General features: G+C 27.9%; 24 protein-coding genes. All 24 read right to left on the bottom strand.

The features are described 5' to 3' along the window. Positions 1-745, bottom strand: a 745-nt coding sequence (locus IAA47_02795; GenBank protein ID MBU3841904.1) for an acyltransferase family protein, incomplete at its 3' end; no start/stop codon positions are given. A 14-nt stretch (positions 746-759) separates the two neighbouring features. Then, entirely contained in the window at positions 760-1710 is a 951-nt protein-coding gene (locus IAA47_02790) for a glycosyltransferase (GenBank protein ID MBU3841903.1), read from the bottom strand. Continuing rightward, on the bottom strand, positions 1703-2653 hold the full coding sequence (locus tag IAA47_02785; protein MBU3841902.1) for a glycosyltransferase: 951 nt from the start codon (positions 2651-2653) through the stop codon (positions 1703-1705). The genes IAA47_02790 and IAA47_02785 overlap by 8 nt, the downstream gene beginning before the upstream one ends. Next, entirely contained in the window at positions 2646-3620 is a 975-nt protein-coding gene (locus IAA47_02780; protein MBU3841901.1) for a glycosyltransferase, read from the bottom strand. The genes IAA47_02785 and IAA47_02780 overlap by 8 nt, the downstream gene beginning before the upstream one ends. A gap of 4 nt (positions 3621-3624) precedes the next feature. Then, positions 3625-4605 (bottom strand): glycosyltransferase, encoded by a 981-nt coding sequence (locus IAA47_02775; protein ID MBU3841900.1) that lies wholly within the window; start codon positions 4603-4605, stop codon positions 3625-3627. A gap of 18 nt (positions 4606-4623) precedes the next feature. After that, positions 4624-5523, bottom strand: a complete 900-nt coding sequence (locus IAA47_02770) for an SP_1767 family glycosyltransferase (protein ID MBU3841899.1) — start codon at positions 5521-5523, stop codon at positions 4624-4626. Positions 5524-5552: 29 nt separating this feature from the next. Then, a complete protein-coding gene (locus IAA47_02765; protein MBU3841898.1) occupies positions 5553-6647 on the bottom strand; it encodes a glycosyltransferase in 1095 nt (364 codons plus the stop codon). Position 6648: 1 nt separating this feature from the next. Then, a complete protein-coding gene (locus IAA47_02760) occupies positions 6649-7767 on the bottom strand; it encodes a glycosyltransferase (GenBank protein ID MBU3841897.1) in 1119 nt (372 codons plus the stop codon). Between the two features lie 124 nt (positions 7768-7891). Next, positions 7892-8920: a glycosyltransferase gene (locus IAA47_02755; GenBank protein MBU3841896.1), complete on the bottom strand. Its 1029-nt coding sequence runs from the start codon at positions 8918-8920 to the stop codon at positions 7892-7894. Between the two features lie 20 nt (positions 8921-8940). After that, on the bottom strand, positions 8941-10125 hold the full coding sequence (locus IAA47_02750) for a glycosyltransferase (GenBank protein ID MBU3841895.1): 1185 nt from the start codon (positions 10123-10125) through the stop codon (positions 8941-8943). Then, on the bottom strand, positions 10122-11237 hold the full coding sequence (locus tag IAA47_02745) for a glycosyltransferase family 1 protein (protein MBU3841894.1): 1116 nt from the start codon (positions 11235-11237) through the stop codon (positions 10122-10124). The genes IAA47_02750 and IAA47_02745 overlap by 4 nt, the downstream gene beginning before the upstream one ends. Before the next feature lie 23 nt (positions 11238-11260). Continuing rightward, a complete protein-coding gene (locus IAA47_02740) occupies positions 11261-12142 on the bottom strand; it encodes a glycosyltransferase family 2 protein (protein MBU3841893.1) in 882 nt (293 codons plus the stop codon). Next, entirely contained in the window at positions 12143-13222 is a 1080-nt protein-coding gene (locus IAA47_02735) for a glycosyltransferase (GenBank protein MBU3841892.1), read from the bottom strand. It abuts the gene before it with no gap. After that, complete coding sequence (locus IAA47_02730) at positions 13194-14318, bottom strand: glycosyltransferase family 4 protein (GenBank protein MBU3841891.1); 1125 nt, start codon at positions 14316-14318, stop codon at positions 13194-13196. The genes IAA47_02735 and IAA47_02730 overlap by 29 nt, the downstream gene beginning before the upstream one ends. Before the next feature lie 491 nt (positions 14319-14809). Next, on the bottom strand, positions 14810-15355 hold the full coding sequence (locus IAA47_02725; protein MBU3841890.1) for an acyltransferase family protein: 546 nt from the start codon (positions 15353-15355) through the stop codon (positions 14810-14812). Between the two features lie 3 nt (positions 15356-15358). Next, the gene (locus IAA47_02720) at positions 15359-15976 is read right to left on the bottom strand and encodes an acetyltransferase (GenBank protein ID MBU3841889.1); all 618 of its coding nucleotides are present in this window, start codon (positions 15974-15976) and stop codon (positions 15359-15361) included. A 2-nt stretch (positions 15977-15978) separates the two neighbouring features. Beyond that, positions 15979-16578, bottom strand: a complete 600-nt coding sequence (locus IAA47_02715; GenBank protein ID MBU3841888.1) for a sugar transferase — start codon at positions 16576-16578, stop codon at positions 15979-15981. 20 nt (positions 16579-16598) lie between these two features. Continuing rightward, positions 16599-17165, bottom strand: coding sequence for a YdcF family protein (locus tag IAA47_02710; GenBank protein ID MBU3841887.1), 567 nt, complete (start codon positions 17163-17165; stop codon positions 16599-16601). 8 nt (positions 17166-17173) lie between these two features. After that, positions 17174-18235, bottom strand: a complete 1062-nt coding sequence (locus tag IAA47_02705; protein MBU3841886.1) for an EpsG family protein — start codon at positions 18233-18235, stop codon at positions 17174-17176. Further along, a complete protein-coding gene (locus IAA47_02700) occupies positions 18236-19543 on the bottom strand; it encodes an HlyD family efflux transporter periplasmic adaptor subunit (protein MBU3841885.1) in 1308 nt (435 codons plus the stop codon). 8 nt (positions 19544-19551) lie between these two features. Next, positions 19552-20781 (bottom strand): TolC family protein, encoded by a 1230-nt coding sequence (locus IAA47_02695; GenBank protein MBU3841884.1) that lies wholly within the window; start codon positions 20779-20781, stop codon positions 19552-19554. After that, positions 20781-21488: a CpsD/CapB family tyrosine-protein kinase gene (locus tag IAA47_02690; protein ID MBU3841883.1), complete on the bottom strand. Its 708-nt coding sequence runs from the start codon at positions 21486-21488 to the stop codon at positions 20781-20783. Before IAA47_02690 ends, IAA47_02695 begins: the two co-directional genes overlap by 1 nt. Before the next feature lie 686 nt (positions 21489-22174). Then, the gene (locus tag IAA47_02685) at positions 22175-23359 is read right to left on the bottom strand and encodes a LegC family aminotransferase (GenBank protein MBU3841882.1); all 1185 of its coding nucleotides are present in this window, start codon (positions 23357-23359) and stop codon (positions 22175-22177) included. 11 nt (positions 23360-23370) lie between these two features. Continuing rightward, positions 23371-25209, bottom strand: coding sequence for a polysaccharide biosynthesis protein (locus IAA47_02680; GenBank protein ID MBU3841881.1), 1839 nt, complete (start codon positions 25207-25209; stop codon positions 23371-23373). Positions 25210-25650 lie beyond the last annotated feature (441 nt).

Raw genomic sequence — 25650 nt, 5'->3', positions numbered from 1 at the left:
ATTTTAAAATTAATAATATTCCTATTATAGCTATAAAATATATAAGTATTGGATTTCCATATCTTGAATCAAACATCTCTAGTCCTTCTTGAGAATATAAGTACATCAGCCAGTTAAAGAAGATACTCATTAAAAATAAAAGTTTAATTGAAAAATATTGATTGATCTTTTCTTTAATATTCTTAAAAAAATCAATATCCTTTCTATATAAATATCCTAATAAAAAAAATATGCTTGCTGTGAAACATACATCAATATTCCAAAATATTGGGTTTCCATTAAATTTATAATATATTACTCCCCCAAAAGTCATTATTAATACTAAAATAGATACTATTGTATAACTAAGTCCCAAATTCAATAAAATAAAAAAAATAAAGTTTAAACTAAATAAACATGTCAAAAACCACAAATTTGAATATCTTATCTGAAATAATAAAGACTTTAATTGTCTACTAATCTCTGTTAAATCAAAAGTATTAGCATATAACATTATTAATAGATTAAATAATATAACTCCTAATCCTAAGAAAATATATGGAATTATCAACTTCTTTATTCTTTTTAATACAAAATCTTTTATTTTTAGTTTTTCTTTAAATACATAACCAGCCAAAAAGAAAAATAATGGCATATGAAAAGAATATATCCAATATCCCAATTTTTCCAATCCAAAATGACCTAGTATTACTAAAATTACTCCATATCCTTTTGCCATATCTATCCATTCTATTCTATTATTCATTTTCTCTCTTTCCTTTAATATCTTTTTGTTAGTTTTTTTAATAATATATAAATTTTAGGATATTTACTTAAAACAAATAGTTTCCATTTTAAAAATCCACTTAGTTTATTTTCTTTTTTTACCATTTTAAAATTATCATTATAAAATTTTTTTATCTCTTTTATGATATCTTTATTTATATTTTTTTGTTTAATCATCTCTAATAAAATATACTCAGTATATCTTATCAAATCTCTTATAAACATCTCTTCTTTGTATGGTGAAGGTAAAAATTTATAAATATCTAAAGTATTATATAAAAAATCTACTTGTTTTTTTGAAATTTTACTTCTTGTAATACTTTCATTATCCATTCTATAATTATAAGCTTCATAATCTATCTTTGCTACTTTTTTGATTTTGGAACTCAAAGAATATAAAAATAATCCATCTTCATATATTCTTCCCTCTTTAAATCTTGACTCTCCAATTACTTTTTTTAACCATAATTTATTCCAAGCAGGCCAAGTTATCTCTTTTCCTTTATTATATACTAGATCATCTAAAATTAATTTATTAGAATATATTTCTATTTTTTTACTCTTTTTCTTTTCTGAAGCTCCACCATAATTTATTCCAACTATTCCTACATCTGTATCATTTTCTTTACAAATTTTATATAACTCTTCATACATATCTAATTCTATCCAATCATCACTATCTACAAATCCTATATATTCTCCTTGAGCTATATCTAGTCCTGCATTTCTTGCTGAAGATAGTCCACCATTTTCTTTATGGATAACTTTTATTCTATTGTCCTTCAAATTATATTCATCACATATTTTTCCACTAGTATCTATTGAGCCATCATCTACTAATATCAATTCAAAATCTTTAAACGTTTGATTCAAAATTGAATCTACACATTTTCTCAAATATTTTTCTACATTATATACTGGTACTATTATACTTATTTTAGGCATTTCTCTCTCCTTTTTTACCAAAGAAATTATTAAAAATATTGTATAATGATTTATTTATTTTTAACAATGTTAAAACTATCTTCGTTTTAACAGGAATTTTAGAGTCAAATGTATATATATAATATTTCTTTAAAACTCTTACTATTTCTTTAAAATTTTTATCTAATTTTCTACTATTCTCTAAACTTTTTAATGCTGTAAAAAATAAATCTTTTTCTGCTGGATTTAGAGTAGAAGGATAGTATTTCTCTAAAAATTTTATCCTTTCTTTTTTTACATAAAACTCATCACAATTAAAATCTTTATTCCTTACAGTACTTCCTTCTCTTTGTAAATAATTATATTTCATTACTCCTTCTGCTACTATAATGTCAGATTTATGAATTAATTTATACATTAGATCAATATCTTCATAAATTATTCCTTCTTTGAATCTAATATTTTTAAATAATTTTCTTGAAAAAATTTTAGAACAAAAATAATTACCAAAATATTTATGTTCTATTAATTTATACATACCCTCTTTCTTTTTCCAACTTTGTAAAGGATATTCTAAACCTTTTCTTACTCTATTATTATAAACAAAATTTATTCCAATTATCCCTATATCCCCATCTTTCATTTTACAATTCCTGTATAAAATTTCATACATATCTTTTTCTATCCAGTCATCACTATCTACAAATCCTATGTATTCTCCTTGGGCGACATCTAGTCCCATATTTCTGGCTGAGGATTGTCCACCATTTTCTTTATGGATAACTTTTATTCTACTATCCTTCAAACTATATTCATCACATATTTTTCCACTACTATCTGTTGAGCCATCATCTACCAATATCAATTCAAAATCTTTAAATGTTTGATTTAAAATCGAATCTATACATTTTCTTAGATATTTTTCCACATTATACACTGGTACTATTATACTTATTTTAATCATTAATATTTCTCCGATTATATGACCACTTAAATAAACTTTTACTTATTTTTAATAATATTAATCTTATTTTTATTAATTTCCCTATTTTTAATTTTAAATTTTCTTTAAAATGAATATTCAATATATTTATTATTTTATCTATTTCTTTATTTGTAGATTTTTTTATAATTTGATGTACTAATAAATCATAAGAAAGAAAAAATATTTTCTTATTATACAGATATTCATTATATTTTTTATATATTTGAGGATAATTTTCTTTAAACCAAATCTCTCTAGAAAAATATATTTTTTGAATATTGAAATCCTCCATATATTTTTTAGAAAAAAATTCATCAATAGTTGAATCTTTTCTTTGAATATAGTTATACTTACTTATTCCTTGTGAAACTATTCCATTTGAATTATTCAATAGCTTATACATAATATCTATATCTTCAAATTTTATTTTTTCTGTAAATCTAATATTCTTAAAGATTTTTTTAGAATATAAATTTGCCCAAATATAATTTCCAAAATATCTATGCTTTAAAAGTTCTATTAAACTTTCTTCACGATTTAATATAATTTTTTTGTTATCAGTCCATTTTTCAATTCTATCTTCATATATTGCAGAAAAGCCTATATTCGCCATATCTTTACCACTTGTTTTTATTAATTTATATAGTATTTCATACATATCCATTTCTATCCAGTCATCACTATCTACAAAGCCTATATATTCTCCTTTAGCTATATCCAGTCCTGTATTTCTTGCTGAAGATAATCCACCATTTTCTTTATGGATAACTTTTATTCTACTATCCTTCAAACTATATTCATCACATATTTTTCCACTACTATCTGTTGAGCCATCATCTACCAATATCAATTCAAAATCTCTAAATGTTTGATTTAGTATTGACTCTATACATTTCCCTAAATATTTTTCTACATTATATACTGGCACTATTATACTTATTTCCATTTAATCAACTCCTAAATATTTTTTTTATCTTTTTACCAAATGTATATAATTTACAAAATAAAACCGGACTCATTTTTATTACTTCAAACTGTAACTTTTCCTTAAAATTTTTATACTCTATTTTTTTTATTAAGTTTTTATTACTTACTAAAATCTCCTTCATCCCTTTTAATAAATTTTTATTTTCTAAAATACTTTTCTCATTAACAACAACTACACAAATATATATACAATTTCCTACTATATTATTCAAAAACATCTGTTTATACTCTTCTGAAACTTTTTCGTAACAATATAATGTATTTTTTAATATAGAAAGATGCTTTAATGATATTTTACTTCTTGTTGTACTTTCATTTAATTGAAAATAATTATATAATTTTTTACTTGTATATACATATGACTTTATTTTTGCAAACACCTCTATTCCAAAAGGTAAGTCTTCATAAATTCTGTCTTTTAAAAATCTAATATCTTCTATTACTTCTTTTCTATATAATTTATTCCAAACACTTACCCCTAAGTAATATTCTCCATATCTATTTTTTTTAAACTCTTCCCCTTCTTTTTTTATAATTTGTATTTTTTCTTTCAAATTTTCATTTTTATATTTTATATCTTTTATATTATTAATACCACATACTGAAATATCAGTATTATTTTCTTTAATTAATCTATATAATTCTCCATACATATCCATTTCTATCCAATCATCACTATCCACAAATCCTATATACTCTCCTTTAGCTACATCCAGTCCTGCGTTTCTTGCTGAAGAAGCTCCTCCATTTTCTTTATGAATAACTTTTATTCTACTGTCTTTCAAAGCATATTCATCACATATTTTTCCACTGCTATCTGTTGAGCCATCATCTACCAATATCAATTCAAATTCTCTAAAAGTTTGATTTAATATTGATTCTATACATTTTCTTAGATATTTTTCTACATTATACACTGGTACTATTACACTTATCTTTGGCATATTCTCTCCCTGTTTCTCTTAATTTAATATTTTATCTAAAATTTGTTCTTCGTATTCTTTATCTCTATACTCTTCTATAGCTTCTAAAGAAGATACCTCTCCTATATATTTTTTATCTATTGCTATTTTCTCTTGTACTCCTTTTAAGTACCATTCATACTCTATATCTATATGTCCAATATCCAATACTCTATATCCTTTTTTAAATAGTCTATATCCTAATACTGTTGCTGTCGGACCTAATGCTAAAAATATTAATTTGTTTTTATTTTCTTTTAAAACTCTCTTCTCTATTTTATCAATAATTGAATATGCTTGATGTGAAGGACATAGTATTCTTTCTATTTTCTGTGCATTCTTAAACAAATCATTCCCCACGCCTAATCTCGACTTTTCTCCTTCAACCAATATAATTTCTTGCCCTTGCCAAATTTTTTTTATTTTATCTATTCTTTCTTTAACCTTTTTCTTATTTGATACATCTATATAAAATCTTGATATCTGTGTATCATAATATACCTTTTCCATATCTATTACTTTTAATATTTTATTAATTTTTCTTTCTAAATATTCCAACCAAAACTTTTTAGCTTTTTCTGTATAGATATCTAATCCATTAAATATATCTGGTAAACATACTAATAATTCTTTATTATTATCTATTAATACTTCTCTTAACTCTCTCTCTAAACTCTCATTATAGTTTTGAAATTTTAAATTTTCTCCAAAAATAAGGTTTAATTCACCATCACCCAATCTTAACACCGAATAGTTTCCATTTAAAATTCTATCTAAAGTTTCATCTGTGTTTTTTACTTTTATTTTCTTTAATTGATTAAAATATAATAATTTATTTTTTTTTCTTTTAATTCTATCTTTTAATACTAAATATCGATCATACCAAATATTGTTTTTCATATATACCTCACTCTGTAATTTGTTTATATCTAAACTAATAATTTTAATATTCCCTCACTAATACTTTCTGATGTATAATCACAAATTTGACTATTCTCTTTTCCTTTTAGCTGTTCTAAAGCTCCTGTAAATTTAGTAGCTACTATTTTTTTATCAAATATTAGTGCCTCTGCTAAAGTTATACAGTATCCTTCATATCTTGATGGCTGAATATATATATCACACTCTTTCATATATGGATATGGATTACTCTTTGCTCCTAAAAATACTACTCTATCTTCTATTCCTAAATTAATAGCCAATTTTTTACACTCTTTTTCAAAATTTCCTGTTCCTACTAAGTAGAGTTTAGCATCTATTCCTCTATCTAATATTTTTTTCAATGCTTCTATAGCTAAATCTTGTCCCTTTTCTTTTGATATTCTTCCAACAGTGAGAAGTCTTAATCCAGTATAATTATCATCAAATCCTTTCTCCCCTGCTAATTTTAAAATTTCCTCTTTTAAGATTACATTATAAAAAACCTTTGTTTTATTTTTAAATTCAGGAAATACTGAATCAAATTTCTCTTTAGCATCCTTTGAAACAATATTTATCTCATCAAATTTTTTATATAGTTTCCTTAATAAATTTCTATCTACTCCAACTGTAGTAATATCAAAATGTATCCATCCTAATTTCTTCTTTGCTTTTACTTTATTAGCTATATAGTAATCTATTAGTGCCATAGGTCCTGCATAGGCTATTGCTTTATCATACTCTCTTATATAATCTGGATATTTAGAAAAAAGTGCTTTTAATAGTAGCTCTCTATCCCCTTTTAATTTACAAAATAGAGATATTATGAAGAGATAGATAGCTCTAAATATCTTTCCACTTTTTAAATAGCCTAATATTAAATCTTTAGGTGGTTTATTAAATTCTTCTTTTATATCCTTATAGTATAATAATTCATCTACCTTGACCCAATCAGGTAAAGAATTTAAAAACCCACCTTTTTTCTCTAGCATCAGTACTGTTACTTCATTTTGAGAAGAATCCATTGTTTTTAACATATTTAAAAGTGCTTTTTCTACTCCACCAATGTTCATACTGATAACCATAAATAATATTTTTTTCTTCATTCTATTCCTCTATAAGTTTTTCAAATTTTTCATACTCTTCTAGATTTCCTTTTTTTTCATTTTTTAAATATTCAATAATAGAATTTTTTAACTCTTTATTCTCTATCAATTCCATTATTCCATCTGCAACACTTTGAGCATTCATCTGTGTAACTATTCCATTTTTTCTTTGTACCATCTGATTATATACAGCATCAAACTCTGTTGTTACTACTGGAACATTTAAAATCCTTGCCTCAGCTATTGCTAATCCAAATCCCTCAAATCTAGAGGTTTGTACATATATGTCTGCACTCTTTATATATCCATATGGATTAGATGTTACCCCTAAAAGAATAAAATATTCTTTTAATCCTAATTCATCTATTTTTTTCTCTATCTCCTCTTTTAATGGACCTTTACCTAAAATATACCATTTGAATTTTATTCCTTTATCTTTTAAAATCTTACAAGCTCCTAAAGCTATATCATATCCCTTACTTTTATCTAATCTTCCTATTGTTAAAATCTTTAATTCATTTCTACTTATTATTTTTTTCCCTATTTTGGACATTTCTACTATTGTTCTTAAACTGATAATATCATAAATTATTTTTAAATTATTTTTTAAATTAGGATAAACTTGTTCAAAAATACATTTAGCTGCCTCTGAAACTAATACTATATGATCAAATTTTTTATACTTTTTCTCTTGATATTTTTTTTCTATTCCTTTTAAATTATAAATTGTATTTATCCATGCTATCTTTTTTGTTGCTTTTATTTTATCAGCTACATAAAAAGTTGGAATTCCTTGAGCATAAGCTATTGCAATATCATATTTTTGTTTTTCTTTTGAAAAATTATTTTGATTTATCTTCCAAAATAACCTAGCTGTTTCTTTTACTCCTCTTTTTTTTACTCTTAATGCTATTGAAAAAATAACTCTTGCTATTAAATATTTAAACTTTTTCATATTTTTTAATTCTATTAAAGAACTTTTACAAAATTCTGTATACTTCAAAGGCTTTAATAAATTAACCTCCTTTGGTATTATTTCCTCTAACTCTCCACCATATGAAAATAATTGTAAATCTACTTCATACTTAGAGAAATTTATACACGATAATAATGTTATCAAACTTTTTTCAGAACCACCACATTCTAAAGATTCTATTACAAATAATATTTTTTTCTTCATTTAGTTTATATATTTATTCTCCTTTTTTATTATAAATTTTTTCTTTTAATAAATCTAAAATTTTTCATTTGTTTCTTTGGTTAATATTAATTAAGTTTCTTCTTAGTACTAATTTAAAAAAATCTATAGCTTTTCTTTTCACTATAATTAATTTTAATAAAAAATGTACTCTATATACTTTTCCCATTTTTAATTGTTTTAGTAGCTCTGTATTTTCTAAATAAAAATAATTTTTATTTAATTCTTGAGAAAAAAGCTTTAGATATTTTATTTTATCTTTTTTTGAACTTTTATAAAGATTTATCAGTATTCCTTCGTAGATACTGTTAACTTTTTTAATTTTTATTTGATCAGTTATTCTTTTATTTACTTTATATTCTACTAAAATTTTTTCTAACTCTTTTAAATATAACAAAAAATTTTTATAGTATGTTAAATTCAACTTATTTGATATGCTATTTTCATTTAATCTATTATAATTATATTTATTTAAATTCAAATTCCCAATTTTTTTTGAATTCAAACAATATTCTAAAACAAAAAGTTGATCTTCACACATAAAAATATTTTCATTCATCTTTATTTTATTAGCTATAATTATATTTCTTTTATAAATCTTTCCCCAGGGAACTCCCCCTGTTCCATTAAAAATATTTAAAAGAATTTCTTGTTTCGTTAAAATTTTATTTTTTTTATAAAAATCATTTACACTAAATACTCCATATTTAGATATATCATTATATCCAATAGTTACAAAATCTAATTTGTTATTTTCTATTTCATTGAGTAAACTTTCTATATAATCATCTTCTATCCAATCATCTATATCTATAAAAATCAAATATTTACCAATAGCTTTCTCTATACCTTTATTTCTTGCAGCTGATGGTCCTTTATTATTTTGATAATATACTTTTATCTTTTCTATCTGTTCAAATTTTTTTAACATTTCTAAGCTATTATCCTTAGAGCCATCATCAATCAATATTAATTCAAAATCTTGAAAAGTTTGATTTAAAATTGAGTTTATACACCTTTCTATATAACTTTCACCATTATATATTGGTACTATTACACTTATTTTAGGTTGCATTTTCTCTCCTATATTCTAATTTATTCAAAAACTTTATATAATTTTTTTAATTCCTCTTTATTTTCATAATTTCTATCTTCACAATTAGATCTATATCTCTCTAAAAGCTCTCTATCTCTATAAAATTTCTCAATTCCATTAGCAATTCCTTCTATTGATAGTTCACAAATTTCTCCATCTACTTCGCCAACAACTTGACTATGAGCTGTTGGATAGTTTGTAATAAGTATTGGCTTTGCTAATATTTGAGCTTCAACCACCGTTACTGCTTTTCCCTCATATCTAGATGGTTGCATATATAGATCACACATCTTCATATATGGATATGGATTATCTCTTTTTCCAAGTATCTCTATCATATTTTCAAGAGAATATCTAGTTATAAGCTCTCTAATTTTATTTTCATCTCCTCCATAACCTACTATGTACCATTTAATATTATTTATTCCTCTATCTCTTAGTAGCCTTATAGCCTCTACTCCTTGATCTATTCCCTTAGCATGAGAAAATCTAGCCACTGTCAAAAGATTAAACTTATCTTTTTCAAACTCTTCGCTAACCTGTTCTTCACTCATTTTTCTTATAAATTCTGGAGAGGTTATATTTTCAACAACTACACATTTTTTTTTCAAACTAGGATATAGTTTTAAAAATGTTGCTACACATTTTTCTGAAACTCCAACTATAGAGTCAAATTTATCCCATACCTCTAGATCTATATTTCTATCTGGGCTTATATTTGAGTAATCAGTATGTATCCAAGCTATCTTCTTCTTAGCCCTTACCTTTTCAGCTACAAAATTATGTGGCCATAGATAACTTATAGCTACATCATACTCCTCCTCTACCTTAGGAAAATATGGATTACAATACTTCCACATAAGTTGCATCTGATATGTATCATCAAGCGATTTATCTTTTCTATATTCATAACCATATTTAGCTCTCAACCTTTGAAAAGCTAAATTATATTCACCAGCTTTAATCAAAGTCCCTATACCCAATCTTATACTTTTATACTTTGTATTTTCAGGTAGTAGCTTTACATCTTTTAGTATTAGAGGCATAAACTCACCGCTATGATTATAGAGTAGTAGTTCTACATCATATCTCTCATAATCAAAGTTATTTAACATTGAGATTAAGCTTCTCTCTACTCCACCTATTTCTAAATCATAAGAAGCTATCAATATCTTTTTTTTCATATCTTTCTCCCATATATATTCTCAATTTTTCTTAAAATTCCCTCTAAATCATATCCCTTCTCTACAAAAGCTTCTTCAATCTTTTCTCTTGATATATTTTTTCTATTCTCTATCATTTTAACAATCTCTTTACTCCAAACCTCTGCACCATCACTAAGTTCAAGCTTCTTTACAAGTCCTAAATTTAAATCTGTCTCATCTTGAATATTTTCAGATACTAAGCATTCTAAACCTGATGCCTGTGCTTCTAATAGTACAAGACCAAATCCCTCATATATTGATGGAAGCAAAAATATATCCATACTCTTCATATAGCTTTCTGGATTAGATACCATACCAGTAATAATTATATTATCTTCCAATCCATACTCTCTTATCTTACTCTCTATATTCTCTCTTTGATCTCCATCTCCTACAAATATAGCCTTTACTCTCTTTCCACTCTCTTTCATTCTTTTTACTATCTCTAAAATAAATAGATGATTCTTTAGCGGAATTAATCTTCCAACATGTCCTAATACTATCTCATCCTCTTCTATTTTTAATTCAGCTCTAACTCTTTTTCCATCTATATCATTCATACATTTTTTATAGTCTACATAGTTTGGAAGAAAACTATAGTTTTTCTCTTTCAATATATCCTTCCCAAATAGAAAAGCTCCTGCTCTCTCACTACAAGCTAAGAAATCTGTTGAATACTTTCTTATTAATTTTCCCATAACTGCTACATACATCTTTTTTACAAATGAGTTTTTTTCTTCAAATACAGTATGTGCGTGACTTATTCTAATCTTAGCTCCACCCAAATAGGCTGCTAGAACTCCTATTCCACAGTTAAATAAAGTATGAGAGTGTACTATTTCATAGTTGTTCTCCTTTATCAATTTTCTAAGCTGAAGTATAGAAGCTATCGCTCCAAACCTATTAGAAAACTTCATAGGAATTATCTTACCTCCAAGCCTCTCTATCTCATCATCGTAGAAAGCTTTTTTATCATAATAAGATATAAAATGGAATTCATACTTATCTCTATCTATATTTCTATAGAGATTCATAAGCATTGTCTCTGTTCCACCTACATTCATTCCTCCAACTATATGTAACACTCTCATTCTATTCTCCCCTATTTCCTATTTTATCTTGTTTTTATCTCTGTATACTTATACAACATATACCCAAAAGGAATAGCACATATACATAAAAATTTACATGGTGTATCCTTTAGAAATTTTTTATTCCTACACCAGATTGAAGAAGCCACATAGTGTATCGACTCCTTAAATTTATATAGTAAATTCCCTCTTGGATTTTTCATATTCTCTATTCTATAGAAACAAAATCCTCTTGGATTTCTTCTATACTGTCTAAACATATTCAAACTAGAACCATCTGCTAGATACTTAACAATACATACTGGTTTATTTAAAAGTCCCAAACAGTATTTTTCATCTAACTTCATATACTTGTAATCCAATCCAACATACTTCTCTCCTCTAAATATAGGGTATGGATTCTCTCTGATAAGTTCTGTCCTATATATAAATTTCTTATCCCCCTTGATTTTATACTTCTTATATATATCAAAATATTTACTCTCTTTTAATCCTTCAGGGAACTCTGTTCCTATAACTTTTCCATTTTTGAAAATATTTAGAGCTCCAAATCCACAATACTCCTCTTTTTTATTATTTTTCCAATAATCTATAATTATCTCAACAGCATCATCTGTCATATAGTCATCCGAGTCTATACATACGTTAAGCTCTGTATCAATAACCTTATAAGCTTTATTGTGAGCTCCATGCATCCCTTTATTATCTTGATAGTAGTATCTTATCTCTATCTTATCCTCGTCTATCCATTTTTTTACCAGTTCAGCAGTATCATCAGTTGAACCATCATCTATAATTACCCAAACAAACTTCTTACATGTCTGTCTAGTTAAACTTTCATAACACTTCGGTAAAATATAGGCTCTATTATATGTTGGTGTAAATACTGTTAAAATCTTCTTCATTTATCTCCCCTCATATACTTCAATATACTTATCTACACATTTTTTTATACTATACTCTGTAGCTCTTTTATTACACTCTCTTTTTAATTTTTCATATAGCTCTCTATCTTCAACAACTTTCAAAATCAGATCTTTTAATTCCAGATGATTATTTAGTTCAAATAGCTCTCCATATCCAGCTACTACCTCTTTAATTCCCGGCACACGACTTCCTATAAAGGGAACAAGTAACATACTCTCTAAGCATGATATTGGGAGCCCCTCATATTGAGAGGTTAATAATGATATATCCATTGCTTTTAGTACACCATATACATCATCTCTATATCCTAAGAAATATACTCTATTACTTATTTCTAGTTGCCCAGCTAATCTTAATAGCTCATCCTTTCTCTCTCCTTCCCCTAAAAGTATTAATTTATACTTCTGAGGTAGCTCCTTTAGAGTCTTAAAAGATGTTTCATGATTTTTTACTATATTCAACCTTGCTATCTGACATAGAAGTATATCCTCTTCTTTAAATCCTAGTTCTTTTCTAGTTCTCTCTTTAAAATTTAATATACTCTCTATATCTATTCCATTCTCAATAACTTTACCTTTTTTCTCATAATCTCCTATCCAATTTTTTAGACTTAACTCCGTTTCTTTATTTATACTAACTATTTTTTCATATCTAGAGTACATTATCTTATCTAAAACTTTGAAAACACTCTTTCCTCTTCTGTTGTTACTAGTATTATGCTCTGTTGTAATATATATCCTTTTCTTATCCAAATAAAGAGAGGCTAAAGCTGTCCACAATTGAGCAGAGTATATGTGAGTATGGATTACATCATAATTTTTTAAAACTCTTATCAATCTAAAGATATTTTTAGGACTATATATATCCCATCTATCACTCAGATATATTACATCTATCCCTTTTTCTAGAAGTCTTTTTCCATATATACAGTTTACCGAGGTTAAAAGAATTACACTAAAATCTATCTCTCTTTTTTGTAACTCTATTGCCATATCATATATTAGTTTTTCGGCTCCACCAGAGCCTAAATTATGATTGACTATTGCTAACCTCTTCATATCCATATACCTCTCTCATCTCTTCTAAAACTTTATCAACTGAATAATTATATGCACTCTCCAACGATTTCTTGGATACTTTTTCATATAGCTCCCTATCATTTAACAACTTGTAAAAAATCTTACTGGCTTCCTCAACCTCATTCACACCTATTAAATATCCATTTTCTCCATCTACAATTAGATCCCTATTTCCTCTTATATCTGTAGCTATCAATGGTTTCCCTTGACACATTCCCTCCATAAGATTTCTAGGTAGCCCCTCTCTATATGACATTGAGCAAAGAATATCACAGCTAGCTATTAGATCAGTTATATCATGTCTATATCCTAAGAAACTTACCTTTACTCCGAGCTCTTTTGCTTTCTCCTTCAATATCTCCTCTTGATCTCCAACTCCTACAAATATACCTCTTACACTCTTTCCCTTTAGTTTTAATCTCTCTAAGATATATAGGAGTTGTATCTGATTCTTATTTTTATTCAACTCTCCTATCATCAGAATAAGTTTTTCATTCGCACCTATGAGTAATTCTTTTCTTAACTTATCTGCATCTCCATTCTGATATCTTTGCATATCTAACCCTACTCCAGAAACTTTATATACTTTACCACCTTCTCTTAATTTAAAATTTTGAGCTCTTTTATAATCTTCCTCATTTATAGTAATTAACTTATCTGTCCATTTTGATCCAATCACTTCCAAAGGATAATAGATAAACCAGTTTAATCTGGGAGCTCCTTCAAAGAAATGAAATCCATGAGCTGTATATATTATATTTTTTTGTTTCTCTCTCATAGCTGCATATCTACCTAAAAAAGCTGCCACTGGAGTATGAAAATGTACAAATTCAAACTTTTCATCTCTAAATAATCTTCTCATCTCTCTAATAGCCGTAAAACTACTCAGAGAGAATGGATTTCTTGAAAAAGGGATATTTATCCATCTATTACCCTCTAACTCTTTAGGTATCTCTTTAAATATATTAGTAGCTAACACTACCTCATATCCCTTTTCCTCCAAAAATTTTATATGTGATATTAAAAAAGCTTCTATTGTATTTTGAATTGTTGTAACTATCAATACTTTTTTCATTTTTCTCTTTCCAGCCTAATATATCTATATACTTTCATAAGTTTTTTTTCTATTTTTTCTATAATTATTGTACTTATAATACTTAAAAACATTATCCAAATAAATATAAGAATTGAATACTTAGAAAAAAACACAATATTTTTAAAATAGTAATAACAAAAAAAAACTGTGTATCAACCATATTCCCGTTGTATAATTTCCTAATTTTAAAATAAATCTACTTTGTTCTAAATTTAATCCACTTAAAGAAAAAATAAATAAGGGAACTAAGATAAAATTTAATATATGTTTAATATATGCTAACCTTTCAATAATAATCAACAAAAGTAATAATATTATAAAAAATAATTTTTTATTTATTTTAAACTTATTTACTATCTTATTCAATCGATTAAATAATCCTTTTTTAGCTATGTAAATCCCAGATATAAAAGAATAAGATGTTGTTAAAGTAGGAATAATAATTATATTTAAAAAATAACTATAATTTATTATTTTTTTTGTAAACACAAAGTTAAAAACATTCCTGCTAAAGTCACAACTATACTTATTCCTAATACAATACTAGGAAATTTTTTTATATATTTTTTTATTAATGGATAAGTTATTAAATAAATTATGTATTGCTTCAAAAACCACCATTCTAAATTATAAGTTGTATTTAAAGATAAAAAGTTTAATAAAAACTCTTTTATATTGAATTTGTAAATCTCCATAAAATATCCCAATGGAATAAAAATTAAAAAAATGCTCCAATATTTTAAATATAATCTTATTATATATTTAAATACCTCTTTATAATTACTGACCCTTTTTATATATAGACCATATCCTGTAACAAATAAAAATATATTCACTACAATCGAAAAAGCCTGTGCTAAATATTGCTCAATAGGATTTCCATTTATATAACCTAAACCAATATAGGTATATGGAAAAATTCTACTTGGAAAATTAAATACATGAAGAGCTACCATCATCATAACAGCTATAACTTTTATAACTATACTTTTTTCTTTTGTTATTTGAGTATCCATATCTTATCTTTCTCTACCTGGATTACCATAAACCTTGCTATTTTTTTCCACATCTCTTACAATAACACTTCCAGCCCCTATCATACAATTCTCTCCTATACTCTTTCCCTCTATCACAACACTTTTTGCACCTATCCAGCATCCTCTACCTATAGTTACTCCACCACATATTGTTACTCCCGGAGCTATATGTGATAGATCTCCAACTAAAGTATCATGTTCAACTACTGCTCCAGTATTTATAATACAATGGTTTCCTATCTTAGTATCTGGGTTGATTACTGCATTATGACTTATAACTGTACCTACTCCTATCTCTACTCCATTTGCTATATAGGCTCTAGGTGATATTGCATTTATATATTTTAAATATGGATACTTTTTTACTATTCTATCTCTCACATCTCTATTTCCTATAGCTATAATATAGCTATAATCTTTAGGGAATCTTTTTAATTCTGAAACCTTTCCCAAGATATTGATACCAAAAATATCCCTATATTTTAATTTTTCAAAACCATCATCCAGTATTCCTACTATATTTTTTGTACTATCCTTAAGCAGAATATCTATGACAACCTTTGCGTGTCCACCTGCACCTATTACTACTACATTTTCCATAACTATCCTCTAAAAACTTCCATAGTGACATCCTGTCCCTGATTGATATTCTCTCTTACCACAACCTTTTTAACTGTTAAAAAAAGAATTTTTAAATCCATTAAAAAAGATTGATTTATCACATATTCTACATCATATCTAAATTTATCTTCCCAAGATATTGCATTTCTTCCATTTATCTGTGCCCAGCCTGTTATCCCTGGTTTTACTTCATGTCTTCTAGCTTGAAACTCATTATATCTAGGTAGATACTCTACAAGAAGTGGTCTAGGACCTACTAAGCTCATATCTCCATTTAATACATTAAAAAATTCCGGTATCTCATCTAAACTTGTAGCTCTCAACACCCTTCCAAAACTAGTTAATCTTTCACTATCAGAAAGTAATTTTCCATTCTTATCTCTTCCATCTGTCATACTTCTAAACTTATACATAGTGAATATTTTACCATTAAGACCTGGTCTCTCCTGCTTAAACAGTACTGGTCTTCCCAGTTTTATTCTAATCAATACTGCTAATACTATATATAGCCACCAGAAACATAAAATAAATACCACTGAAACAACTATATCTATTAATCTTTTTAAAAAACTCTTATACATAATCTTTCTCCTAAAACATCTTATATCTTCCCTTGAAAATAGTAACCAACTATCTTTGCATACTCATTTATTAAAATCAATAAACTCCTTCCAGACCTCCACCAACTACTAGAAAACTCATCATTTGAAGCTACAGTTATGATATCGATTCTACTTCCTTCAAATACCTTCTTTGTAGTTAGATAACTTCTTCTTGAATGATAATTTGAAGTTACAAGTATTATCTTTTTATATCCATTAGCCTCTAATAAATCTCTTGTAAAAAGAGCATTTTCATAGGTAGTTCCTGCCTCTCTATCCTTTATAATCTTATTTGGATCCACACCAAGCTTTATAGCATGTTCTTCCATTAGATCTGCCATTCTTACATCATCATAGACAGCTCCACCTGAGAATATAATCTTCTCAGCATATCCATCCTTTAGTAACTCCACTCCCTTTACTGTTCTCTCTCCAGAGTCTCCACTGTAGACCACTATTGCATCCACCCTCTCAGGTTTCTCATTTAGCACTAGATACTCCCCAAGATTTTTAAAAATCACTACCGTCATAACTAATAGAAAAATAACTGCTATTTTTTTTCTCATCTTTTCTCCTAATATATTCCTAAAATTACACTTCTATATACAATAAACATTGATATTGCCTGCTCATAATAGAAAAATATAAAGTAACATATCATACAGGCCAGATAGAAGAATGTTTTTTTCCCTTCATCCATACATCTACTTATTATATATGGGATAAGTAAAAAGTTAGCTATCGCTGCATATAATCCTACCCTTGCAAATATCCAGTTCTGTAATGAAAGTATATAGAATATTAAATTGAGTATTGAAAAATTTATAAATATATGGCTATCAGCCCACCTACTTTTCAACTCCTCACGATATAGATATGCCATTCCTACTGGAACAACATTTACTAATACTCTTAGTATATTGGCTCCTCCCTCATTAAAGCTATCTATATAATATCCATAATCCCCAGCTATATCCTTTATAGTTCCAGCAAATGACGAAAACATAAGCACTATCAAGATAGTACCAAGTATTATCAGTACCATCTTCTTAGAAAAAGCCTCCTCTCTTGCTAAGAAGTATGAAGGTAACATAAATATTACCGATTTATGAAAATAACTTAATATAAATATCAATAATACATAAAATATCAACTTCTTCTCTCTTATAAATTTTACTCCAAAGAAAAAATAAAGAGCTGCAACCATTGTTTGTCTCATCCCATTCATAGTTACAAGATAGTAACCACTTGTTATAAATAGATAGACAGACACCTCAAAATATGTGGCCTCTCTTCTCAAAGAGAGAAGTATAAAGAGATTTGTTATAAAGCCAGTAACGAATATCAGTATCTGAGGATCTGGAGATATTGTTCCTAAGAATAGCATCAGCTTGGCAAACCCCTTCTCATAACCAAATACCTCACCAGTCATTATCATCAGATCATAGCTATGCTTGTAAAAATATGTATCCCCTATATTACTTCTGAGCCCACAGACAGCTATAAATATAGCCGTTACCATGATAAAAAATATTGTATTAGGTGTCTTCAGTTCATCCTCTTTCTGTGTTCCAGCCTCTCTAGCTAGATAACCCAAAATATATGTTGTAATCAACGTAATATAAAATACTCCCAATTAATCAATCTCCTTTATACTATCCCCATCCTCTACAACAAATGGATTTAGAATAACCTTAGTTCCCTCTGGCAGATTTAGTACCTCATACTCACCCTCACTCTGTATTCCTACCTCGATCTTGGTCTTTACAGCCTTTCCATCTTGGGCTACATATATGTATTTCTCTCCATTCTCATCTATTACAGAGAATCTTTTTACTAGTAGATACTCATCATTATGACTAGTTATCACCTCTACCCTTACATCATAACCAGGTTTCAGATTTTTTAAATCTGTATCTAAAATCTCTACCTCTACATTTACCTCAAGCTCACTGGTTGCCTCTGTAACTAGGTTGGAAACTCTTGCAATCTTCCCTTGAAATAGATTTGTTCCAGTTAGATCTGTAAACTTTATAATTACCTTTTGATCAATCTTTATCTGTGAAGAACGATATATAGGTACTCTAAAGTTTACAATCAGCTTATCACTTGAAAGTATATTTCCCAATATTTGAAGATTTTTCAGTTTCTCATTTGGAGATACTATAAAGTTATTCAGTATTCCATCCTTTGGAGCTCTATAACCATTTATACTCTCATCCAGTGCCTGCTCATATATTGCAAGCTCCTTTTTTAACTTCTCATACTGCCCCTTTAGTTTTTCCTCAGTATAATCTAACTCTTTCTCTAACTGTCCCTCAGTTAATTTCATATTTTCATACTGCTGTTTGCTCAACTCGTAATCCATATAGTAACTCTCTAGCTCACTCTCTTTTGCTAGAAGTTGATTTCTCTTCTCCTCTAACTCAAATATAGAGATACTCTGTTCCTTTAAAAATTCCTCATAGAGCTTTACTCCTCTTTTGGCATTAACTATTTCACTCTTAGTAATCTCTATCTTACTTTTCAGTTTCTTTAACTTAAACTCTAGGCTCTTCTCCTCCAACTCTCTATTTTTTAAGCTTCCCTTTTTCTTTTCTAGACTATAATTATTCAGATTAGTCTCTAAGATATCTAACTCTATTCTCTTCTCAGATAACTTTATCTCATTTTGCTTGATTATACTTGGCTCATATGTGAAGAGTACATCTCCCTCTTTTACCTCATCTCCAGATTTAAAGAAAACCTCCTGTACTATCCCTGCTGAATGAGCTGTGAGTTGGATCTTCTCATTTGAAAACACCCTTCCTCTATGTGAGGTACTATCATTTATCTCCTTCTTCTCAATCACATCTATCTTTACTTTTTTTATCTCATTTTTCTTATCATTTCCACATCCAATTAAAATACTACTTAGTAATAATAGAAGTACATATCTTCTCATCACTCCTCCTACTTCAATAAATTTCTCAATGCTAACTTAAGTAGAAAAATCTCCTGTTGATAAATATACTGGTTCTCCTCTGCTTGTACCAATCCATTCATACTATCTAGATAATCTCTACTTCCCATAAGTCCATTTTCAAATCTACGAGTATCCAGTTTTAGATTTTCATTCATTAGCTCTATCTTCTTACTATTGATATCATATGCTATTTTAGCTCTCTTTAGATTTTCATACATCCCTCTAGCTTGTAATGTAAGTTGCATAACCTTCTCCTCATACCCTAGTTTTGCAACCTCTAAATTGTTATTACTTACTTCAATATTATTTAAAGTATTTCCCCATTGGAATGCCCAACTTACACCAAATGTAAGTCTAGCTCCCTTCTTATCATATCCAGCATCCTCAAACTTATACTCTGGTTTCATATAGAATTTAGGATACAGCTCAGCCTTTGCTATCTTATTTTGGTAGTTAGCATTCTCTATCTGTAATCTAGTAATCTCACTCTCTGTACTCTCCTCTAGTGCTTTCTGCTCCACACTCTTCAGATTACTAAAATCTCCCTCTATCTTTAAAGATGAGATATCTACGTCTTTAAAATCAATATCCTGATCTAACCCTTTTCCCATCAGCATAAACAGTTGCTGTTTTAACACTGTACTGTTATACAGCTGAGTTGAATAGTTCAAATTATTCTCCTCTAACTCTATCTCAATCTTCAACAGCTCATTCTTAGATACTAGATTTCCACCATTTAACATTCTATCAAGTTTACTCCTCTGTCTTGCCAATGTCTCTACAGTACTTTTTGTATACTCCATATTTTTTACAGCTGCCAAGTAACTGAAATAAGTTCTTATAACCTGTTCCTCTAAGCTATATTCACTCTTCTCTCTATTTAACTCAGCTATTCTCAAACTATTTTTCATAATTCTATACTGATTTCTCTGCTGTCCCCATACATCTAAGTCTAACTTTACAGATATAGACTTTGGTCCTACTCCTTTATCCTGTACTTCCGCTATTTCACCCTCAGCTCCAAAGTTTATACTTGGTAAATACATACTCTTATAGTGATTTTTAGTTGCTATCTTACTATTCTCTATTGAGATATCCTGCTTCTTCAGCGAAAAGTTATTCTTTAAAGATATATCTATAACCTCTTCAAGTGTCATCTCACTAGCAAAAACTTCCATTGATAGTGACATTAATATTAAAGCTAATTTTTTTCTCATTATTTCTCCCCATCTTTATAGTAATTTTTATAATACTTATAGTTATATGAGTAATACCCATATGGCTCATAAAAGTATCCATCTGTTGAAACCTTATTGATAACAGCTCCATATAGATTTGCTTTAGCTGTTGTTAATAACTTTTTAGCAAACTCTAACTCTACTCTATGAACTTGGTCATAAGAGATAACGAACACAACCCCAGTACTGAATCTTGATATTATTGCCGCATCGGTACCTATTGTAAGTGGAGGTGTATCTACTACTATAAGATCATACTCACTCTGTAACTCTTTTAAGTGGCTCTCTAGATTTTTACTTAAGATTAATTCTGTAGTCTCCTCTCTTTTCTTACTACAGAATATGATATCTAGATTTTTTCTTACCTCTCTTTGAATAACCTCTTCAAAGGTAGCTTTTCCCTCTAGCAACTCAACGATACCCTTTTTATGTTCTGTTTCATATACTTCATTTATTCTTGGTCTCTTGATATCACAGTCTATAAGAAGAACTTTTTTACCTGTTATAGCCTCACTCAGAGCATAGTTTGAGGCTATTGTAGTCTTCCCCTCTTTAGGTACTGAGGAACAGAAAGTTATTATCTTATGATCTGTGGTGTCCATAAAGTTTATGTTCGATCTAATAAGTCTGATAGCCTCTCCACCCTCTTTTAAGTTCTCACTTTCAAAAAAGATACCCCTTCTCATATTCTCCTTTACCTCTTTTTTGGAGTAGTATTTTTTTAGGTCTGGTAAAACTCCTAAGATTTCACAATCAAGAATCTTCTCTATCTCTACAGAACGTCTCAATCTTTTGTTAATAAATTCTAATACCACAAGTACTCCTGAAGATAGTGCCACTCCCATAAATAGATATTTAAGAAGTATTTTTTTCTTATCAATAGGCTTAGGATGTTTAGGAACTTCTGCTAACTCCAAAATCTTTAGATTAGCTCTATTTAAAACCTCCTCTACCTTTTTAATAAACTCAATAGCCACCTCATTGGCTATTGCAGCTGTCATCTTAGGATCACTTCCAGTATATGTAAGTTTTAAAAACTCAGTATTTCTAACTGGATAAATGCTAATTCCCTCAGCCAGTGCTCCAGCTGAGGTAGTTAATCCATATTTATCTATTACCCTTTGAGTTATCGTTTTACTCTTAGCAATCTCCAATAAAGTTGCTATATTCTCAACATTTTTATCACCAAAATCATTTCTCAACATAAGTGTTGTTTGTGCAACGTAAACAATTGGAAGTTTTTTTACACTTCTTATTCCAAACCCAAGAAAAACTGCTGCTACTATTAAGATAACCCAATATCTTCTTTTTAAAATAAGTAAGATATCCATTAAATCCAATTTAAAGTCAAAAGAATTTTTATTTCCTGTCATTAATTACCACTCCCTAATTTTTTTAGAACCTCTATTACATGTTCTACTTCTCTTTCTGTTAAATTTGAGCTACATGGAATATTTAGTATTCTATCTATATAGTAAGTTGATTTTTCCATCATATATGCTTCATGTTTTAAATATGGTTTTTGCTCATGAATAAGTCCCCAAACAGGTCTTGTCTGTATTCCCATCTCATTTAACTTTATTAGTAACTCATCCTTATCCAAACCATATCTCTCTTTATCTACAAGAAGAGAGTAAAACCAGTGATTCGCTCTTATTCCTTGATTAAAAGATAGTAACTCTAACCCCTCAATATCTTTAATACCATCTTTATACAACTTATAATTTTTTATCTTTGTTTCTATGAAGCTCTCTAATCTATCTATCTGGTCAGTTCCTAATGCAGCTTGAATATTTAACATTCTATAATTATATCCAATCTCATCATGAACAAAGTATAGTGGATCTGTTTTGGCTTGAACAGATAGAAATCTCACTTTATCCAGTAGTTCCCTATTATTAGAAACCACCATTCCTCCTCCACCAGTTGTTATAATCTTATTTGCATTGAAAGAGTATACTCCCATATCCCCTATTGTTCCTGCATACTTTCCTGCATATCTTCCCTCTGTATAATAACTTCCTAAAGCCTCTGTAGAATCCTCTAATACTTTTAAATTATACTTTTTGGCTATATCCATTATCTTTTCCATATCTGCCATGTTTCCAAATACGTGAACTACTACTATAGCTTTTATACATTTACCACTCTTTTTATTATATAGATGTCCCTCTCTTAACTCACACTCCTCTTCACAAAATAATCTCAATTTTATTGGATCCATACAAAGAGTGTTATCACAATATATAAATACAGGCTCTGCTCCTAAATATGTAATGGGATTTACTGCCGCTATAAATGTCAAAGTTGGTGCTATTACCTCCTCACCACTCTTTACTCCTAAAACTCTTAAAGCTAGCTGTAATCCTGCTGTTCCACTTTGAACCCCTACAGCTTCATCTACTCCCACATATTTAGCTACCTTATTTTCAAACTCTGATATAAATCTTCCTCCAGTAGAAACCCATCCACTCTCTAAGCACTCTCTTAAGTTCTCTAAGATAGGCTCCACTGATAAATTTGGAACTGATAAATTTATTACTTTATTTTTTTTCATATCTCTACTCCCTAATTATATTCGACTTCCTTATAGGAAATTACTAAATTTTTCATTATTTTCTTTATTTCCTCCCCCTTTGGATTCTCTAAAGCTTTTTCAAGTTTTTCATAATATTCATTTACATCTACATGCCCATCTACTATTGGAGTTATAAATATTTTTTTATTCTCTGTCTTTGTTGCTATACTCGTATCATACAATAACTCTTCATATAGTTTTTCTCCCGGTCTTAACCCAACAATATCTATTCCTACCTCTGAGTTAGATAATTTTAGCATAGTTTTTGCTAAATCATATATCTTTATTGGTTTTCCCATATCCAGTATAAATATCTCTCCGCCATTTCCCATACTTCCTGCCTCTATAACAAGTTGGGCTGCTTCTGATATTGTCATAAAATATCTAGTTATATCTGGATGAGTTAGAGTTATATTTTTCCCTTCCTCTATTAATTTTTTGAATATTGGTACAACAGAACCATTACTTCCCAGTACATTTCCAAATCTTACTGCCATATACTTTGTCTTCTTAGATCTTTTATTCATATCTTTTATTATAAGCTCACAAGCTCTTTTAGTAGCTCCCATTATATTAGTAGGATTTACTGCTTTATCAGTTGAAATAAGAACTACTCTCTCTACCTCATATCTCTCTGCACACTCTACTAAATTTTTAGTCCCAAATATATTATTTTTTATAGCCTCTTCAGGATTGTGTTCCATCAATGGAACATGCTTATGAGCTGCCGCATGGAATAGAATATCTGGTCTATATTTATCAAATAAAAATTCTAACTTTTTTTTCTCTCTGATATTACATATTTCTGATACCAAATTTAAATCTGGATACTTTCTTCTTAACTCCAAGTCTAAAAAATAGAGATCATTCTCATTCACATCAATATTGATAAGTTGCTTAGGATTAAACTTAGAAATCTGTCTAGCCAACTCAGAGCCTATACTTCCAGCTCCACCAGTAATAAATACAACCTTATTTTCTATTACTTTTTTTATATTCCCACTATTTATTTTAATCTCTTCTCTATCTAATAGATCCTCTATCTTTATCTTCCTAACTTGAGAGGTCATTGATTTATCTAAAAATAATTCTGACACTGTTGGCAAGATTTTTATCTCCACTTTTTCCTGTAATTTTAATTCTCTTATTATCTTTTTTAGCTTTTCACTATCTATAGAGGGCATTGCTAAAAATATCTTATCTATTTTTTCCTTTGATAATATAAAATTTAAATCTCCTCTATCCCCTAAGACTCTTATATTATATATGATTGTTCCTATTTTCTTTTTATCATCATCTATAAATCCAATTACATTGTATGGAAAATCAGGATTAGTAAGATGCTCTTTAGCTATTGTAATTCCAGCTTCTCCTGCACCATATATTATTATATTCTCTTTCTTACCCTGTATTCCCTCATCCCTTCTAAATCTTTTTATCCTAAAATATAATCTTCCCAACATCTGAATCTCTACAGAGATGAACATTATTATTAAAGCAAGAGAAAAAACTATCCTTCCATTCATCGAAAAAATCACTATATTAGCTAACCCATTTATCCATAAATTAGTTTTTAAAATCTCAAGTATATCATAACTATTTACATATCTCCAACTTTTACACTCCAAATCATTCCATTTATAAAAAAAAACAAAAGCTATTCCATACGCCATTAAATACTCTATATTGAAATATTTTTTCTGCTCTAACCCATATTTTAAAAGAAAAGCCCCTTCAACTCCCAATATAATACTAAACAGATCTAATCCTATTTTTATAAACTTTTTATAACCTAATTTTTCCAATGAATCTAGAGTATACTTTTTCATACTATCTCCCAAAATCTTTCCTACTTTTGTAACAAATTCTACATATTTCTTTTGTAAATTCTAATATTTTTTTTTATTTTTTTCAATATTTTCATATTTTTCTCCATTTTTTTATATTTAAATAAAACAAAAAAAAACATTTCGTTTTATTTTTGTAAAGTTTTTAATTTTTAATAGTTTTATATTTTAAAAAATAATTTTATATATATTTTTATAAATTTTTTTATAAAAATATTTATCATATACTTATATATTAATTCTGATAAAAATAGTGTATAATATTTAATTGAGAGAAGAAAAAATATAAAAATGAGGTGAAAATTATATGTTGGATAAGATAGTTATTAAAGGGGCTCGAGAGCACAATTTGAAAAATATAGATATTGAAATTCCAAAAAATAAGTTTGTAGTCATCACTGGTGTAAGTGGAAGTGGAAAATC

Source organism: Candidatus Fusobacterium pullicola (genome assembly GCA_018883725.1).
Taxonomy (GTDB): Bacteria; Fusobacteriota; Fusobacteriia; order Fusobacteriales; family Fusobacteriaceae; genus Fusobacterium_A; species Fusobacterium_A pullicola.
This window is presented reverse-complemented; position numbering and strand designations above follow the sequence as displayed.

What these genes read in the sequence shown, in the direction of transcription:
- IAA47_02790 (MBU3841903.1), bottom strand. Translation starts at nt 1,710, where the DNA reads ATGCCTAAAATAAGTATAATAGTACCAGTATATAATGTAGAAAAATAT.
- IAA47_02785 (MBU3841902.1), bottom strand. Translation starts at nt 2,653, where the DNA reads ATGATTAAAATAAGTATAATAGTACCAGTGTATAATGTGGAAAAATAT.
- IAA47_02780 (MBU3841901.1), bottom strand. Translation starts at nt 3,620, where the DNA reads ATGGAAATAAGTATAATAGTGCCAGTATATAATGTAGAAAAATATTTA.
- IAA47_02775 (MBU3841900.1), bottom strand. Translation starts at nt 4,605, where the DNA reads ATGCCAAAGATAAGTGTAATAGTACCAGTGTATAATGTAGAAAAATAT.
- IAA47_02770 (MBU3841899.1), bottom strand. Translation starts at nt 5,523, where the DNA reads ATGAAAAACAATATTTGGTATGATCGATATTTAGTATTAAAAGATAGA.
- IAA47_02765 (MBU3841898.1), bottom strand. Translation starts at nt 6,647, where the DNA reads ATGAAGAAAAAAATATTATTTATGGTTATCAGTATGAACATTGGTGGA.
- IAA47_02755 (MBU3841896.1), bottom strand. Translation starts at nt 8,920, where the DNA reads ATGCAACCTAAAATAAGTGTAATAGTACCAATATATAATGGTGAAAGT.
- IAA47_02750 (MBU3841895.1), bottom strand. Translation starts at nt 10,125, where the DNA reads ATGAAAAAAAAGATATTGATAGCTTCTTATGATTTAGAAATAGGTGGA.
- IAA47_02745 (MBU3841894.1), bottom strand. Translation starts at nt 11,237, where the DNA reads ATGAGAGTGTTACATATAGTTGGAGGAATGAATGTAGGTGGAACAGAG.
- IAA47_02740 (MBU3841893.1), bottom strand. Translation starts at nt 12,142, where the DNA reads ATGAAGAAGATTTTAACAGTATTTACACCAACATATAATAGAGCCTAT.
- IAA47_02735 (MBU3841892.1), bottom strand. Translation starts at nt 13,222, where the DNA reads ATGAAGAGGTTAGCAATAGTCAATCATAATTTAGGCTCTGGTGGAGCC.
- IAA47_02730 (MBU3841891.1), bottom strand. Translation starts at nt 14,318, where the DNA reads ATGAAAAAAGTATTGATAGTTACAACAATTCAAAATACAATAGAAGCT.
- IAA47_02725 (MBU3841890.1), bottom strand. Translation starts at nt 15,355, where the DNA reads ATGGATACTCAAATAACAAAAGAAAAAAGTATAGTTATAAAAGTTATA.
- IAA47_02720 (MBU3841889.1), bottom strand. Translation starts at nt 15,976, where the DNA reads ATGGAAAATGTAGTAGTAATAGGTGCAGGTGGACACGCAAAGGTTGTC.
- IAA47_02715 (MBU3841888.1), bottom strand. Translation starts at nt 16,578, where the DNA reads ATGTATAAGAGTTTTTTAAAAAGATTAATAGATATAGTTGTTTCAGTG.
- IAA47_02710 (MBU3841887.1), bottom strand. Translation starts at nt 17,165, where the DNA reads ATGAGAAAAAAAATAGCAGTTATTTTTCTATTAGTTATGACGGTAGTG.
- IAA47_02700 (MBU3841885.1), bottom strand. Translation starts at nt 19,543, where the DNA reads ATGAGAAGATATGTACTTCTATTATTACTAAGTAGTATTTTAATTGGA.
- IAA47_02695 (MBU3841884.1), bottom strand. Translation starts at nt 20,781, where the DNA reads ATGAGAAAAAAATTAGCTTTAATATTAATGTCACTATCAATGGAAGTT.
- IAA47_02690 (MBU3841883.1), bottom strand. Translation starts at nt 21,488, where the DNA reads ATGAGAAGGGGTATCTTTTTTGAAAGTGAGAACTTAAAAGAGGGTGGA.
- IAA47_02685 (MBU3841882.1), bottom strand. Translation starts at nt 23,359, where the DNA reads ATGAAAAAAAATAAAGTAATAAATTTATCAGTTCCAAATTTATCAGTG.
- IAA47_02680 (MBU3841881.1), bottom strand. Translation starts at nt 25,209, where the DNA reads ATGAAAAAGTATACTCTAGATTCATTGGAAAAATTAGGTTATAAAAAG.